The 15,570-nt window shown below is 71.6% G+C and carries 14 protein-coding genes; 4 read left to right on the forward strand and 10 right to left on the reverse strand.

Annotated features, from left to right (window positions below):
• Window positions 1-126 precede the first annotated feature (126 nt).
• Window positions 127-897 (forward strand): IclR family transcriptional regulator, encoded by a 771-nt coding sequence (locus tag M2266_RS08660; RefSeq protein WP_277437644.1) that lies wholly within the window; start codon window positions 127-129, stop codon window positions 895-897.
• 20 nt (window positions 898-917) lie between these two features.
• On the opposite strand, the gene M2266_RS08665 is transcribed toward M2266_RS08660, so the two are convergent.
• The 3 genes from M2266_RS08665 to M2266_RS08675 all read right to left on the reverse strand — a co-directional run bounded on the left by M2266_RS08665 (window position 918) and on the right by M2266_RS08675 (window position 4,427).
• Window positions 918-2,153 (reverse strand): hypothetical protein, encoded by a 1,236-nt coding sequence (locus tag M2266_RS08665; protein WP_277437645.1) that lies wholly within the window; start codon window positions 2,151-2,153, stop codon window positions 918-920.
• A gap of 73 nt (window positions 2,154-2,226) precedes the next feature.
• Window positions 2,227-3,429: a hypothetical protein gene (locus tag M2266_RS08670; protein ID WP_277437646.1), complete on the reverse strand. Its 1,203-nt coding sequence runs from the start codon at window positions 3,427-3,429 to the stop codon at window positions 2,227-2,229.
• Between the two features lie 65 nt (window positions 3,430-3,494).
• Entirely contained in the window at window positions 3,495-4,427 is a 933-nt protein-coding gene (locus M2266_RS08675) for a 5-dehydro-4-deoxyglucarate dehydratase (RefSeq protein ID WP_277437647.1), read from the reverse strand.
• 186 nt (window positions 4,428-4,613) lie between these two features.
• Here M2266_RS08675 and M2266_RS08680 point away from each other — a divergent pair, with 186 nt between their 5' ends.
• Window positions 4,614-5,423, forward strand: coding sequence for an NAD(P)-dependent oxidoreductase (locus M2266_RS08680; protein ID WP_277437648.1), 810 nt, complete (start codon window positions 4,614-4,616; stop codon window positions 5,421-5,423).
• 96 nt (window positions 5,424-5,519) lie between these two features.
• Complete coding sequence (locus M2266_RS08685; protein ID WP_277441111.1) at window positions 5,520-6,731, forward strand: TerD family protein; 1,212 nt, start codon at window positions 5,520-5,522, stop codon at window positions 6,729-6,731.
• A gap of 48 nt (window positions 6,732-6,779) precedes the next feature.
• On the opposite strand, the gene M2266_RS08690 is transcribed toward M2266_RS08685, so the two are convergent.
• Together M2266_RS08690 and M2266_RS08695 are read right to left on the reverse strand one after the other, a co-directional pair.
• Window positions 6,780-8,234, reverse strand: coding sequence for an alkaline phosphatase PhoX (locus M2266_RS08690; protein ID WP_277437649.1), 1,455 nt, complete (start codon window positions 8,232-8,234; stop codon window positions 6,780-6,782).
• A gap of 304 nt (window positions 8,235-8,538) precedes the next feature.
• On the reverse strand, window positions 8,539-10,047 hold the full coding sequence (locus M2266_RS08695) for a hypothetical protein (RefSeq protein WP_277437650.1): 1,509 nt from the start codon (window positions 10,045-10,047) through the stop codon (window positions 8,539-8,541).
• A 156-nt stretch (window positions 10,048-10,203) separates the two neighbouring features.
• Here M2266_RS08695 and M2266_RS08700 point away from each other — a divergent pair, with 156 nt between their 5' ends.
• Window positions 10,204-12,132 carry an endonuclease/exonuclease/phosphatase family protein gene (locus M2266_RS08700; protein ID WP_346780877.1) on the forward strand — a complete coding sequence of 643 codons (1,929 nt, stop codon included), beginning with the start codon at window positions 10,204-10,206 and terminating at the stop codon, window positions 12,130-12,132.
• Between the two features lie 508 nt (window positions 12,133-12,640).
• Here the strand turns inward: M2266_RS08700 and dapD are convergent.
• The 5 genes from dapD to sufU form a co-directional block, all read right to left on the reverse strand.
• Window positions 12,641-13,639, reverse strand: coding sequence for a 2,3,4,5-tetrahydropyridine-2,6-dicarboxylate N-succinyltransferase (gene dapD / locus M2266_RS08705; protein ID WP_277437651.1), 999 nt, complete (start codon window positions 13,637-13,639; stop codon window positions 12,641-12,643).
• A 75-nt stretch (window positions 13,640-13,714) separates the two neighbouring features.
• Window positions 13,715-14,299: a TetR family transcriptional regulator gene (locus M2266_RS08710; protein WP_277437652.1), complete on the reverse strand. Its 585-nt coding sequence runs from the start codon at window positions 14,297-14,299 to the stop codon at window positions 13,715-13,717.
• Window positions 14,299-14,619, reverse strand: coding sequence for a multidrug efflux SMR transporter (locus M2266_RS08715; protein ID WP_277437653.1), 321 nt, complete (start codon window positions 14,617-14,619; stop codon window positions 14,299-14,301). Before M2266_RS08715 ends, M2266_RS08710 begins: the two co-directional genes overlap by 1 nt.
• A 127-nt stretch (window positions 14,620-14,746) precedes the next feature.
• Window positions 14,747-15,088: a metal-sulfur cluster assembly factor gene (locus M2266_RS08720; protein WP_269272324.1), complete on the reverse strand. Its 342-nt coding sequence runs from the start codon at window positions 15,086-15,088 to the stop codon at window positions 14,747-14,749.
• The gene (gene sufU, locus M2266_RS08725; protein ID WP_277437654.1) at window positions 15,085-15,549 is read right to left on the reverse strand and encodes a Fe-S cluster assembly sulfur transfer protein SufU; all 465 of its coding nucleotides are present in this window, start codon (window positions 15,547-15,549) and stop codon (window positions 15,085-15,087) included. Before sufU ends, M2266_RS08720 begins: the two co-directional genes overlap by 4 nt.
• Window positions 15,550-15,570 lie beyond the last annotated feature (21 nt).

Here is a 15,570-nt window from a genome sequence, read left to right on the forward strand (position 1 = left end):
CTCCAGATTTGCCTCATGCGGATCAGCCACTGTTCGATATGCTGAACAGCGTCTTCACTTATGAATCTTTGAACCATTCCGGAGCCTACTTGCAGGGTCCGGGGCCGAACAAGAGGGGTCAGGACGATGTCTGCTGGCGAGGGTGGCGGTTCCCAGGTCAAGTCCGCGGTCCGTACGGTCGAACTGCTGGAGTTCTTCGCGGGGCGCCCCGGAATGCACAGCCTCGCGGCCGTACAGGAGTCCGTCGGCTACCCCAAGTCCAGCCTGTACATGTTGCTGCGCACCCTGGTCGAGCTCGGCTGGATCGAGACCGATGCCACCGGGACGCGGTACGGGATCGGCGTCCGCGCCCTGCTGGTCGGCACCTCGTACATCGACGGTGACGAGGTCGTCGCCGCGGCCCGCCCGACCCTCGACCGGCTCTCCGACGACACCAGCGAGACGATCCACCTCGCCCGACTGGACGGCACCAGCGTCGTCTACCTCGCGACCCGTCAGTCCCAGCACTACCTGCGCCCCTTCACCCGGGTCGGCCGCCGCCTGCCGGCCCACTCCACCTCGCTCGGCAAGGCACTGCTCGCCACGTACTCCGACGAGCAGGTCCGCAAGCTGCTCCCCGAGACCCTCGAACCCCTCACCGAGCACACCCACACCGACCGCGAGAAGCTCATCGAGGAACTCGCGGTCATCCGGGAGCAGGGCTTCGCCGTCGACCGCGAGGAGAACACCCTCGGACTGCGCTGCTTCGGCATCGCCATCCCGTACCGTACTCCGGCCCGGGACGCGGTCAGTTGCTCCGTCCCGGTGGCCCGCCTCACCCCCGCCCACGAGCAGATGATCAAGGACGCCCTCTTCGACGCCCGCGACCGCCTGACCCTGGCCACCCGCCGCCTCTGACGGGCCCTCGGCTCCCTCCGTCAGACGCGGAGGGTCCGGCCGCAGTCCTTCGGCTCCGCGTCGAGGGACTTGCTGCGGTCGTAGGGGTCCACGGCGGGGCCTGAGGGGTCCGGGGTCCCGTCGCCGGTCGCGGCGAGGTTCGGGTGCAGGAAACCGTCGTCGGTGTCGCAGGCCGTGTTGCTGATGTCCAGCTGGTTCTGGATGAGCCAGAGCTTGCCCGCGGTCGCCCGCCTGGCCTGGGGGTCGGCGACGTCGAAGTCCAGCACGCGCCGCACGATGGTGCGGGTGACGACCGACGAGTGGCCGTCGGCGGCGGTCACCGGGTAGACGAAGGAGAAGTCGGCGTGCACGGCGACCGAACCGAACCTGCCCTCCTTGAACGTGACCAGGCCGCGGGTCTTGACCACGTCACCGACCAACCGCACCTTGGCCGGGTCGAACCGGCTCGCCAGGTCCAGCGGGTCGTGATCCTTGCCCGGCTTGTGGAAGGAGGCGTCCCAGCCCGCGAGGGTGTCCGTCTCCAGCGGGTCGATCAGGCCCATCGCGGTCCGCGGGCGCTCCCCGCGCAGCGTCGCCGGATTGAGGTTCGTGTCGACCAGGAACTCCTTGGTCCGGCTCAGCGCGCTCTCCACCTGCTGGAGCGTCATCCGGCCCACCGGCTTGGCCGGGGGCAGGACGATCCCGGCCGCGCCGTCCGCGTACAGCAGCGCCGGCGAGCCGCGGAAGGGCTCCTCGAGCGTCGGGGTGTCCGCCATCGGGTCGAGGGGCGGGGCGGCCGTGGGCGGCGCCGTCTCCGGAGGCAGGGGGGCGGGACGGCCGGAGCCGTCGGAGCGGTGGCCCGTCGCGTCGGTGGAGCCGGAACCGCCGAAGTCGCCGTGCAGCCAGTCCAGCGCGGTGCCCGGATTGAGCACCACGAGGAGGACCACCACCACCAGCGCCACACCCAGCGCTCCGCGCAGGCGCCGCCGGGTCGCCCGGCGCTCCCTGTCCTGCCAGCTGGGCCCGGTGCGCCAGCCCGAAGGCTCAGCGGACCGCGCCGGTTTCGCGCGACGCCCCCACCGCCCGCCGCTCCTCTGCTGCCGGCGCGCGTCAAGTTCCGCCTCACGCCGGAGCCGCTCCGTCACCATCCGGGCGCGCGCCGAGGGCTCCTTGGGAGCCTGCGCCCGGATATCCCGTTCGCTGTCCTGGAGCAGCCTCTCCCAGACGTCGTCCGGTATGGCCGACTCGTCCCCGGAAACGGGTGGTTCAGTGGTCATGGAAAGCCCCCCACAGGCTGGTCCGACAGGTGAGGGCAGTTGTACAGGCCCATCACACACCCTACAAATCGGTTCAGGACCGCAGGGTCCCGAGGGCCGCGCGGACCGTTTCCAGGTCCGCGTCGGAGGCCAGACCCGCGTGGTAGAGCCGGACTTCGGTGGCGCCGAGGCCCGCGGCGTGGGTGATGTCGGCCGCCAGGGTGCCGGGGCTGCCGCCCATGCCGGCGACGACGGGGAAGTTGGCGGCGAGGACGGTCCCCGGACGCCGGTGCGGCGCGAAGGGGCCGAGTACGGCGGCCCGCTCGGCCGGGCCGCCGGCGCAGGGCAGGACGAGGCCGTCGGCGTGCGCGAGCACGTCCTCGGCATCGACGCCGACGTTCGCGCCCGTGCGGTGCGTGCCGGGGTCGCCGTGCAGGAGTATGCGGAAGCCGGGGCCGGCCTCGGCGCGGACCGCCGCGACGATCTCGCGCTGGAAGTGGCGGGCCACCATCGCGCGCCAGGACAGCGTCGCGCCGGCCAGGTCCACGCCGAGCACCTTTTCGACCTCGGCCCACTCGGCCGCGCGGTCGCCGGGCGCCGGCTCCCGCTCGCCGGACCACACGGGTGTCAGCGCGGCCCGCACGGCACCCTGCAGCGCGTCCGGGTCCTGCCCGAGCCCCTCGTAGCCGTCCCGGCAGGTGCGGCAGAAGCAGAGCGACATCAGATACTGGGCCGCCCCGTCCAGCGGCACTCCCCCGACCTTGTCGTGCGCGTGCAGATGGCCGAATCCGTACCAGCCGCAGGACTCCAGCTCGGTGCCGTCGGTCCCCGGCCTGACCGCCGCCTCCACCGCGAGGTCGACGGCGTAGGCGCGTACTTCGGGCTGGGCGATGCACGGCGCCCACGGGTAGCGGTCGCCGTAGGCGTTGCGCACGGAGGTGCGGGGGAACTCCTCGCCCAGCCGGGAGTTGTGCGCGAGCACCACCCACGAGTGGACGGAGAGCCCGGCCGCCGACAGCGCGGCCGCCGCCTCCCCGTAGGCGTCGGTCGCCGGCACCCACGACTGCGGGTACGGGTGCAGCGCGCGGCCGCTCCAGCGCCGGGGGTCCGGCGGGTAGAGCACGGCCGCGTGCCGGGCCGTGACGATGCGCCGGCGCGGGTGGCGGGGGGTCAGGGCGCGCGTGGAGTGGTACGCGGACGCGAGCGTGACCTGCTGAACGCCGAGGTCGGCGATCCGGCGTGGGGCGTCCGGGTCACCGACGACGTCCCACGGGTACACGAAGGCGGAGGCTTTCACTGTGGCTCCTCAAACAGCGGGTCGGCACTCGCGGGCCCGATGCTGCCGCACCGGGCGCCCGTTCGTCAGCTGTCGCTCAGCAGCGCCATGCCGCGCTCGATCAGTTCGGCGAGCTCCTTGACATGCGCGGGCGCGGGCTCGACCAGCGGTGACCGCACCTCGCCGACGTCCAGGCCGCGCAGCCGGACACCCGCCTTGACCAGGGAGACCGCGTAACCGCGCCCTTGGTTGCGCAGCGCGACCAGCGGCCGGTAGAAGCCGTCAATGAGCCGGTTGACGGTCGCGTCGTCGCCGGTGTTCAGCGCCTTGTGGAAGGCGAGGGCGATCTCGGGCGCGAAGCAGAAGACGGCCGAGGAGTAGAGCAGCACGCCGATGCCGCGGTAGGCGAGCCCGGTGAGTTCGGCGGTGGGCAGCCCGTTGAAGTAGAGGAAGTCGCGCTGGGGCAGCCCGGTGCGCACGGCGCTGACGATCCGCTGCATCAGGTCGAGGTCGCCGAGGCCGTCCTTGAGGCCGATGATGTTGGGGATCCTGGCCAGTTCGATGACGGTCTCGGGGTCGAAGACGGCGTTGTCACGCTGGTAGATGATGATGTCCAGGTCGGTGCCGGCAGCGAGGCCGGAGTAGTGGCGCAGCAGGCCGGCCTGGTCGGGGACGACGAGGTAGGGCGGCATGGCGAGCAGGCCGTCCGCGCCCGCGTCCTGTGCCAGCCGCGCGAACTGCACCGCCAGCGCGGTCCCGTAGCCGGCGCCCGCGACCACCGGCACGCGGCCGGCCGAGACCTCGACGGCCGCGGCGACGCAGGCGCGGAACTCCTCGGGGGTGAGCGCGTGGAACTCGCCCGTGCCGCAGCACGCGAAGACCGCCGCCGCGCCCGCTTCGATGCCTTCGCGCACGTGCGCGCGGAAGGTGTCGAGATCCAGCTCGCCGTCCGGGCCGTAGGCGGTGACGGGGAAGAACAGCAGGCCGTCGAGGCGCTCGGCAAGTGAGGCTGAGGTCATCGGATCCCCTTGAAGTTCTGTGCGCTCATCTGGCTGTGCGCTCTTCTGATTCACGTCCATATTCGTGAACGCTGCCACGCTAAGCGAGCCCAGCCGCGCCGGTCAAGCGAACGGACATGCCTTGACGGTGATCGGGGCGCTCTTTAGCCTGTCCATAGATATGAATGATGTCCACGGAGGAGAACAATGCCCGTCCCCCGTACCATCCTGCTCACCGGCGCCGCGGGCGGCCTGGGCACCCTGATGCGCGAACTGCTGCCCGCGTACGGCTATGAGCTCCGCCTGCTGGACGTCCGCCCCGTCGAGGGGGCGCCGGACGCCGTCACGGCCGATCTCACGGACGCCGACGCGCTGCGCGAGGCGGTCCGGGGCGTCGACGCGATCATCCACCTCGCGGGCATCTCGCTGGAAGCACCCTTCGAGAAGATCATGCGATCCAACATCGAGGGGACCTACCACCTCTACGAGGCGGCGCGCCAAGAAGGCGTGCGGCGTGTGGTGTTCGCCTCCAGCAACCACGCGGTCGGCTTCACCCCGCGCCCCACCGGTGACGACCCGCTGATCCCGATCGACACCCCGCGCCGCCCGGACACCTTCTACGGGCTCTCCAAGTGCTTCGGCGAGGACCTCGCCTCCCTCTACTGGGACCTGCACGGCCTGGAGACCGTCTCGCTGCGGATCGGCTCCTGCTTCCCGGAGCCGACCTCCGTGCGGATGCTCTCGGTCTGGATGAGCCCCGCGGACTGCGCCCGGCTGCTGCACGCCGCGCTCACCGCCGAGGACGTCCGGCACACCGTCGTCTACGGCAGCTCGGCCAACACTCGCCTGTGGTGGGACCTGACGACCGCCCGCGAGCTCGGGTACGAGCCGCAGGACGACTCCGAGCCCTTCGCCGCCGCCCTCATCGCCGAGCACGGCGAACTCGACCCGGCCAACCCCGACCACGCCCACCTGGGCGGCCCCTTCTGCACGAACCCGCCCGTCTGGCCGTACTGAGGGCACGGGCGCACCTGCGACCAGGCCGTTCCTCACGGGTGGCGCAAGGTAATGGAACCGCAAAGCCCGGTCGATCGTTAGCGGGACATGACCGCTATGACACCCGGCTCGAATGTCCCGCTCTCCGTACCGCGCGTCGCGGTGGACGTCACCGCTCCCGTGCGGCTGGACGTGTCGGGCCTGCTGCTCACCGCCGACGGCAAGGTGCGCTCGGACGACGACTTCGTCTTCTACAACCAGCCGGCCGGCCCGGGCGTGACGCACCAGTCGGGCCGTGGCACCGGACCCGACTCCATCACCGTGGACACCGGCGCCGTGCCCGAAGGAATCGAGAAGATCGTCGTGACGGCGAGCCTGGACGCGGCGGCCGCCACCTTCGCCGGCACCGAGCCGACGGCCACGGTCCGGGACGCGGACACCGGCAGCGTCATCGCGACGTTCACCCCGCCCCGGCTGGGCTCGGAGACCGCGCTCGTGGTCGCCGAGGTCTACCGGCGCGGGGGCGCGTGGAAGGTGCGCGCGGTCGGCCAGGGGTACTCCAACGGGCTGGCCGGGATCGCCACCGACTTCGGGGTGAGCGTGGAGGAGCCCGCCGCCGCCCCGGCCGCCCCGCAGGCACCCGCGGCCCCGCAGCCGCCCGCGGCCCCCCAGGCACCCGCCGCCCCGCAGGGCTTCGGCCCGCCGCCCGCCATGCCGAGCACGCCCCCGGCGCAGCCCCCGGCCGCGCCCGCGAAGATCAACCTGGACAAGGGCCGGGTCAGCCTGACGAAGAACCAGTCCGTCTCGCTGGTCAAGGCCGGCAAGCCGTTGATGTCCTCGGTGCGCCTCGGCCTCGGCTGGGAGCCGGCCGCGGGCGGCCGCTCCATCGACCTGGACGCGTCCGTCATCGCGTACGGCCCGACCCGCAACCACATCGAGACCTGCTATTTCGGCCGGCTCAGCATCATCAACGGCGCCATCCAGCACTCCGGCGACAACCTCACGGGTGCGGGCGCGGGCGACGACGAGACGATCACCGTGCACCTCGGTGGGCTGCCGCCCGAGGTCACCGGCCTCGTCTTCACCGTCAACTCCTACTCCGGGCAGAAGTTCAACAAGGTCGCCAGGGCGTACTGCCGACTGCTGGACGGCGCCACCGGCGAGGAGCTGGTGCGCTTCGACCTGACCAACGGCGAGGCCCGCACCGGGGTCCTGATGTGCAAGATGGTCAAGCAGTTCTCCGGCGAGTGGGAGATGACCGCGCTGGGCGACTTCATCGACTCCCGCAGCGCCAAGGGCATGGTGAAGCCGGCCGCCGCGGCGCTGTAGCGCCAGGACGGCCGGCCAGGCCCCGCATCAGATCAGCCGATCAGCTGGTCAGCAGTGCTTCTGCCGCCGCCAGGGGCCGGTGATCGCGAGCATGATCCCCGGCTCCTGGATGTTGGCGAACAGCATGTGCCCGTCGGGCGAGAAGGTCACCCCGGTGAACTCGCTGTACGCCGGCTCCAGATCGGTGCCGATGTTCAGCTCGTTGCGGGCGATCGGGTAGGTCCGGCCGTCGTCCAGCGCTCCGAAGAGGTGCTGGATGCCCTCGCCGTCCTCGGCGATGACCAGGCCGCCGTAGGGTGAGACGGTGATATTGTCCGGGCCGTCGAACGGGCCGTCGGCGCCCGGGTCGGGGTTGACGCCGAGCAGCACCTTGAGGGTCAGGGTGCGGCGCTTCGGGTCGTAGAACCAGACCGCGCCGTCGTGCTGGACCGGGCTCTCGTCACGGGCGAAGGACGAGACGATGTAGGTGCCGCCGTCGCCCCACCACATGCCTTCGAGCTTGCGGGCGCGGGTGACCTCACCCTCTGCGAACTGCTTGCGCACCGAGACGGTCTTCGCGTCGCGGTCCGGGACGTCGACCCAGTCCACGCCGTAGACCGTGCCGGTCTTCGTGGCCCGCGACAGGTCGTCGATGAACGTGCCGCCCGAGTCGAAGCACTTGAAGGCCTGGAGCACGCCCGCGTCGTCGGCGAGGTGGCGGAGCTTGCCGCGGCCGTGGTGGAAGCCGGCCGGCGGGGTCCAGCGGTAGAGCAGGCCGTTGGGGCCTGCGGCGTCCTCGGTGAGGTAGAGGTGACCGCGCTTCGGGTCGACGACGACCGCCTCGTGCGCGTAACGGCCCAGCGCCTTGATCGGCTTGGGGTCGCGGTTGGCCTTGCGGTCGTGCGGGTCGACCTCGAAGACGTAGCCGTGGTCCTTGGTGAAGCCGAACTTGCCGGCCTTGTCCTCGGTCTCCTCGCAGGTCAGCCAGGTGCCCCACGGGGTGGACCCGCCGGCGCAGTTGGTGGCGGTGCCCGCGATGCCGACCCATTCCGCGACGTGACCGCCGTGCTTGGCGACCTCGACGACGGTGCAGCCGCCGGCCGCTCCCGGGTCGTACGTGATGCCCTCGATCAGCGGCACCGGGTGCGGCCAGTCCGCCCGCGCGCCGCGCAGCTCGTGGTTGTTGACGAGCAGCGTCGCGCCGCGCACGCCCTCGAAGGTGGCCGTGCCGTCGTGGTTGGACGGGGTGGACTCACCGGTCTCCAGCGTGGTGACGCCAGTGCGGGTGATCACCCGGTAGGAGAAGCCCGCGGGAAGCCCGAGCAGACCGTTCGGGTCCTCGACGATCGGGCCGTAGCCCAGTTCGGGCGCGTGGTGCCCGGCGGCCGGCTTGGCGGCCGTGGCCGGGGTGTCGGCGGCGAGCGCCCCCGGGGCGGTGGCGAGGACGTCGACGGCACCCGCCAGTGCGACGCCGGCACCGGTGATGGCTGTGCGCTGGACGAAGTCTCTACGGCTGAGCGGCACTCTGGGCTCCTTTTGTCGCGGGCTGCGGCGGTTACGTTCCCTTCCCGAGACGAACGCCGCATGAACGACATCCGGCCACGGGGAAGCCACGTATGGATAAGCTCAAATACCTGTAAAGAATCTTCGTATACAAGGTCAAGTCATGACCAATGGCCTGAACTATGAGTTTCTGTGGGAAAGTGCTTGACCTTCGCTACGGGCCGCAATAGACGGGCAGTTGTCGCAACCGTTCACCGGGAGCGCGCGCCGGCCGGACCGGGTTCCGACGGCCCGGTCGGCGCGCACCGCTGTACGCCGGGGCGGATCAGCGTTCCGTGCCCGCCTTGGAGCGGGCTTTGAACGCCGCCTTGCGGGCGGTCTTGGCCACCGACTTGTCGGGGTGCAGCCGCCCCATCGCCTCCAGGACGTCGGAGGTGGCCGGGTGGTCGACGCGCCAGACCGCGTCGAAGAAGCCGTCGTGCTGGGTGACGAGGCCGGTCACGAGTTCGGCGAGCAGTTCGGGGGCGTGGTCCGAGTCGAGCTGCGCGGCCAGGGTGTCGACGGTCAGCCAGAACACCATCGCCTGGTCCGGCGCGGGTACGTCCCGCGCGTCGCGTTCGGTCAGCCATACGCGGGCGAGCCCGCCGAGCTGCCGGTCGTCGAGCACCTCGCGCAGCGCGGGCTCCGCGTCGGCGCCGAGCAGGCTGAGGGTCTGCTGGCACATCAGCCGGCGGCCGGGCGCGCCCAGGTCGTCCCCGGTGGACGCGGCGAGCAGTTCGCGCGCCGCCTCGACGGGCTTGCGGCCGTCGAGCCACAGTTCGGCCTCGGTGCGGGCCGCCTGGTCCGGGTAGTCGGTCATCGCGTCCAGGAGCACGGACGCGGGCCGGTCGGCGAGATCGCCGACGGCGGGGGCGTGGGCGCCCGCGTCGAGCAGCCGGGCGCGGACGCCGAACACACCGAGCGGGGTGAGCCGGACCATGCCGTAGCGGGAGATCTCCTCCGGGTCGAGTTCGGCCGGAAGGTCCCGGTCGCCCGCGGCGCCGCCGTCCTCGTCGCCCTCCTCGATGAGCGCGTCGTCGACCGGCTGGTACTCGATCAGGCCGGTGGGGGCGAGCAGCCGGAAGTGGTCGTCCAGTCGCATCATGACCTCGGTGACCTCTTCGAGGACGTCGTCCGACGGCTCGGCCATGTCCTCGGGGACGACGAGTGAGGCCGCCAGGACGGGCAGCGGCACGGACTCGTACCCGGCCTCCTCGAGCGCGCAGTACGCGTACAGGTTGGCGAGCGCCGCGTCGAGGAACTCGGCCTCCTCCTCCGGGTCCCAGTCCAGCGCGTCGAGGTCCAGGACACCGTCGTCGTCCTGGTCGTCGCCGCCGATGGCGGCGCGCAGTCCCTCGAAGTCCGGCGAGGCGGCCTCGCCGAGGGCGGTCTCGGCGGTGGCGAGCCACACCTCCAGGACGTCCTGCGGCTCGCCCGCGGTCAGTTGGGCGAGCGCCTCGCCGGGCAGTGCGCTGCCCGCGGGCTCACCGGGCTCCGTGGCCTGGGCCGCGGCCTCGTCGATGTCCAGCTCGACCATGCCGGTGTCGATGGCGATGCCCCAGGCCTGCGAGGTCTCGGCCAGGCCGTCCTGGTCGTCGGCGAGGCCGAGTTCGGCCGCCGCGCGCAGCCGGTCGTCCTCCGTCAACTCGCCCATGACGTCGACCCGGGTGTCGGGACCGGCCCAGCGGGCCAGCCGGACCGCGCGCTCCAGCAGCGGCACGGCGAGCGCGAGCCGTGCCAGCTCGTCCTCGGGCAGCAGCCGCACAGGCGGCAGGGCGAGGCGGTCAGCGGCCATGGCGGGGTTCTCCTCAACAGCGGTGGGGGGTGACAGCGCCGCGCTTGCGGGACAGCGCGGACCCAGCCTAGACGCGTCGGGAGGCGGCACGTCCGGTTCGTCTCCCCTTCACGGTGCGTTCCCTTTCCGTCCCTTGTCCGGCTCTTGACAACACCCATGCCCTACAAGGAAATTGACGCGCGTAGACCTTTGCGCCGGACCTGTGCCCAGAGACCTTTGCCCGTCAAGACCTTTGCCCTCACGGAGGCCACGTTGACCACCCCTCGCTCCATCGGCGCCATAGTCACCGCCGCGCTGGCGGCAGGACTGATCGCCATGCCGCAGTCCGCGACCGCGGACACGTCCGCTGCCGACGGCGTGCGCGTGCACGACCTCCAGGGCGCCACCCGGCTCTCCCCGCTGGCGGGCCAGGCCGTCACCGCGGTGCCCGGCATCGTCACGGGCGTGCGCGCCTACGGCTCGTCCAAGGGCTTCTGGATGCAGGACCCGACGCCGGACGCGGACCCGGCGACCAGCGAGGGCGTCTTCGTCTTCACCAGCTCCAACCCCACGGTGGCGGTCGGCGACTCGGTGACGGTCTCCGGCACGGTCAGCGAGTACTACCCGGGCGGCAAGGCCGCCGGCGACCAGTCCGTCACCGAGATCACCAAGCCGGTGGTCACGGTCGTCTCCTCCGGCAACGCGCTGCCCGCCCCGGTGGTCCTGAACAGCACCGCCGTCCCCGCCGCGTACGCCCCGGCCGGCGACCCGGCGGCCGGTAACAGCATCGAGGCGCTGCCGCTGCGGCCCGCGGCGTACGCGCTGGACCTGTACGAGTCCCTGGAAGGCATGAACGTCCAGGTCGCCGACGCCCGCGTGGTCGGCGCCACCGACCCGTACTCCGAGCTGTGGGTGACGGTCCGGCCCCAGGAGAACCCGACGCCGCGCGGCGGCACCGTCTACGGCTCGTACGCGAACCAGAACTCCGGCCGGCTGCAGATCCAGTCCCTGATCCCGACGGCCCAGCAGCCCTTCCCGTCCGCGAACGTCGGCGACGTCCTCACCGGCACCACCGAAGGCCCGCTGGACTTCAACCAGTTCGGCGGCTACACCCTCACCGCCCGCGCCATCGGCACCGTCGCCTCCCACGGTCTGCAGCCGGAGACGACGCGCAAGCAGCGGAAGGACGAGCTGGCGGTCGCGACGTACAACGTCGAGAACCTGGACCCGTCCGACCCGCAGACCAAGTTCGACCGCCTCGCCGTCGGCGTCGTCACGCACCTCGCCTCGCCGGACATCGTCGCCCTGGAGGAGATCCAGGACAACAACGGTGCCGTCAACGACGGTACGGTCGCCGCCGATCAGACGGTGAACAAGTTCATCGACGCGATCGTCGCCGCCGGCGGCCCGCGCTACCAGTGGCGCTCCATCGACCCGACGAACGGGACCGACGGCGGCGAGCCGGGCGGCAACATCCGCCAGGCGTTCCTCTTCAACCCGGCGCGGGTCGCCTTCACCGACCGGGCCGGCGGCGACGCCACCACGCCGGTCTGGGTCACCGGCAACCACGGCAAGGCCGCGCTCAGCGTCTCCCCCGGCCGCATCGCCCCCGGTGACAGCGCCTGGGCCGACAGCCGCAAGCCGCTCGCGGGCGAGTTCACCTTCCGCGGCAAGCCCGTCATCGTCATCGCCAACCACTTCGCGTCCAAGGGCGGCGACAGCCCCCTGACCAGCCGCGTCCAGCCGGTGGTGCGCAGCTCCGAGACCAAGCGCCTGCAGCAGTCCGTCCAGGTCAACACCTTCGTGCGGCAGATCCAGGCGGTCCAGAAGGACGCCCGGGTCGTCGTGCTCGGCGACATCAACGACTACGAGTTCTCCGCCGCCGGGCTGCGGCTCACCGAGGGCCGCGCGCTCAAGGACCTCGTCCTGTCGCTGCGTCCGAGCGAGCGCTACTCGTACGTCTTCCAGGGCAACTCGCAGGTGCTCGACCACATCCTCGTCAGCCCCTCCCTCGGTTCGCCGGACTACGACGTCGTCCACATCAACGCCGAGTTCGCCGACCAGGCGAGCGACCACGACCCCCAGGTCGTCCGCGTCCGCCCGTAACGCTCTCCCGGACCCGGGGCGCTCCGCCGTTGTGGCGGGCGCCCCGGGCCGTCTCACATCCGCCCCGCCCCCGGTGGCCGCTGGAGGGCGTCGCCGCCGATCAGCGCGGCGTTCACCAGGTTGGAGTCGCCGTAGATCAGGGTGTTGTTTCCGGATGATGCTCACCTGGCGAACGAACCCCGCGACGGCCACGCGGTGTTCCTCCGGCGTGGCCGACGACGCGGTACGCGCCGACCGCCGGCGCGACGGTGTCCGCGACGCAGTCCACCGGCAGTTTGGAGGCCTGCAGCGCGAGCCGGCGCCCCGGCGCGGCCGGCCGGCGTCTGGAAGAACGGCGGGGCGATGATGTGCGGCCGGGTCACGAAGTGCGGGGTCCTGCCCTCCGGCGCCGCGTGGACGAAGACCGTGACGACGACGTTCCCGCCCCAGCTCACCACCTGTGGCGCGGGGCGTTCAGCGGGGCGGGAGTGCGGCGCCGGGCGGGTCGGACCCGCCCGGCGCCGTCGGCTCAGTTGTGGCTGTGCAGCAGCTCGTTCAGGCCGCCCCACGAGCCGGTGCGCTGCAGGACCTCGACCGTGCCGGTGGTGGAGTTCCGGCGGAAGAGGAGATTGTCGGCGCCGGAGAGCTCCAGGGCCTTGACGATCTTGCCGTCCGGGAGCGTGACGCGGGTTCCGGCGGTGACGTAGAGGCCGGCCTCGACGACGCAGTCGTCACCGAGCGCGATGCCGATGCCCGACTCGGCGCCGAGCAGGCAGCGCTCGCCGATGGAGACGACCTCCTTGCCGCCGCCCGAGAGGGTGCCCATGATGGATGCGCCGCCGCCGATGTCGGAACCGTCGCCGATGACGACGCCCTGCGAGATGCGGCCCTCGACCATGCTCGTCCCGACGGTGCCGGCGTTGAAGTTGCAGAAACCCTCGTGCATCACGGTGGTGCCGGCGGCGAGGTGCGCGCCCAGGCGGACCCGGTCGGCGTCGGCGATGCGGACGCCGGCGGGGGCGACGTAGTCCGTCATGCGGGGGAACTTGTCGACACCGTAGACGGACAGGTGGAGACCCTCGCCGCGGGCGGCGAGGCGCGCGGCGTTGATCCCGGCGACCGGCACCGGGCCGATGGAGGTCCAGGCGACGTTGGCGAGCAGCCCGAACAGGCCTTCCAGGTTCTGCCCATTGGGACGCACCAGGCGGTGGCTGAGCAGGTGCAGGCGCAGGTAGGCGTCGTGCGCGTCGAGCGGCTTGTCGTCCGTCGAGGCGATGACGGTACGCACGGCGACGACCTCCACCCCGCGTCGCGGGTCCGGCCCGAGCGCCTTCGGCGCGGCGGCTCCCAGCAACTCGGCGGCGCGCTCGGCGGTCAGCCGCTCGGTGCCGGCCGGACCGGGGTCGGCGACGAGCTCGGGGGCGGGGTACCAGGTGTCCAGGACCGTGCCGTCGTCGGCGATGGTGGCAAGGCCGGCGGCAACGGCGCCGGTGGAGCGGTGAACAGTCGAAGCGGTCGTGTCAGTCATGCCTCGCACGCTAGCCGCTGGCCCTGCCCGATGCCCAACCGGCCCGACATGCGAAATGCGCTTTCCGCGCGCCGCCTATCGCACCGCCGGCCGGCGCGCGGCGCCCCCCGTCAGCAGGCGGGTGAACATGTCGCGTGCGTAGGGGCGGTCGTAGGGGGAGTCGGTCAGGAGGGACTGGAGGCAGACGCCGTCGATGAGGGCGATGAGGGCTCGGGCGGTGGAGGGGTCGGTGTGGGCGGCCAGGAGGGTGGTGGCCTGGGCGACCCACTCGGCCGCGATGGGGCGGACCGCCTCCCGGCGCAGCGCGGCCAGGTAGAGGTCGTAGTCGAGTTCGATCAGCGTGCGGTCGCCGGTGAGCCAGACCTCCAGCAGCCGGGACAGTTCGTCCGCGAGAGCGGCCGACGAGGCCGGCCTCGGGCCCGGGTCGGCGAAGAGCGGGCTGTCCCGGATGGTCTGGGCGAAGCCCTCGTTGGACTGGCGGAGCGCGGCGACGAGCAAATCGTCAAGGGTCGCGAAGTGGTACGTGGTCGAGCCGAGGGGCACGTCCGCCTCGGCGGCGACCGAGCGGTGGCTCAGCCCGGCGATGCCGCGGGCGCCGACCACCCGGATCGCGGCGTCGATGATGCGCCGGCGCCGCTCGGGGTCGTAGCGGCGGGCCATCAGTGCGAACCGCCGAGGTTGAGCACGATGACGCCCGCGATCACCAGCAGCACCCCGAGAACCTTCGCGGCGTTCGCCGCCTCCCCCAGGAAGACCATCCCGATCGCCGCGATGGTCGCGGTGCCGACGCCCGCCCAGATCGCGTAGGCGGTGCCGACCTCGACCGTCTTCAGCGTCTGTGCGAGCAGCGTGAACGCGATGACGTAGCCGGTGATCGTGATCGCGGACGGCCAGAGCCTGCTGAAGCCCTCGCTGTACTTCATCGCCGTGGTGCCGAGTATTTCGGCGATGATGGCGCCGCCCAGCATGATGTACCCCATGTGTACAAGCGTACGCAGCGATGCGTACGCCCGTACACACCGAGATACCCCATACACCGGAACGGCCCGCACGCTCGAGGCGTGCGGGCCGTTCCGGTGTATGGGCCGTGCGATGGAACGGTCCTGCTCAGCCGATGTTGAAGCCGAGCGCCCGCAGCTGCTCGCGGCCGTCGTCGCTGATCTTGTCCGGGCCCCACGGCGGCATCCAGACCCAGTTGATCTTCAGGTCGGCGACGATCCCGTCGGTCGCCGAACGCGCCTGGTCCTCGATGACGTCGGTCAGCGGGCAGGCCGCCGAGGTGAGCGTCATGTCCAGCGTCGCGACGTTGGAGTCGTCGACGTGGATGCCGTAGATCAGGCCCAGGTTGACGACGTCGATGCCCAGCTCGGGGTCGACGACGTCGTACAGCGCCTCGCGCACTTCCTCCTCGGAAGCGGGCTTCGTCGTCACGTCTGCGTTGTCGGTCATGCGGTCTCCCTCGCCGTGCCATTCGCCAGTGCCTGCGAGGTGGCGTCTTTCCACGCCATCCAGCTGAGCAGGGCACACTTCACACGCGCCGGGTACTTCGAGACGCCGGCGAACGCGACCGCGTCCTCCAGCACCTCTTCCATCGCGTCGTCCGGTTCCACCTTGCCCTTGGACTGCATCAGCTCCAGGAAGACCTCCTGGACCTTCAGCGCGTCCTCCAGCTCGCGGCCCACCACCAGGTCGTTCAGCACCGAGGCGCTGGCCTGGCTGATCGAGCAGCCCTGTCCCTCATAGGAGACGTCCACGATCTTCGAGCCGTCGAGCTTGACCCGCAGCGTGATCTCGTCACCGCACGTCGGATTGACGTGGTGCACCTCGGCGTCGCCGTCGCGCAGGCCACGCCCGTGCGGATGCTTGTAGTGGTCCAGGATCACTTCCTGGTACATCGAATCCAGCTTCACCAGTCAGCCCTCACCCGCTGT

It is taken from the genome of Streptomyces sp. SPB162 (genome assembly GCF_029504575.1).
GTDB lineage: Bacteria > Actinomycetota > Actinomycetes > Streptomycetales > Streptomycetaceae > Actinacidiphila.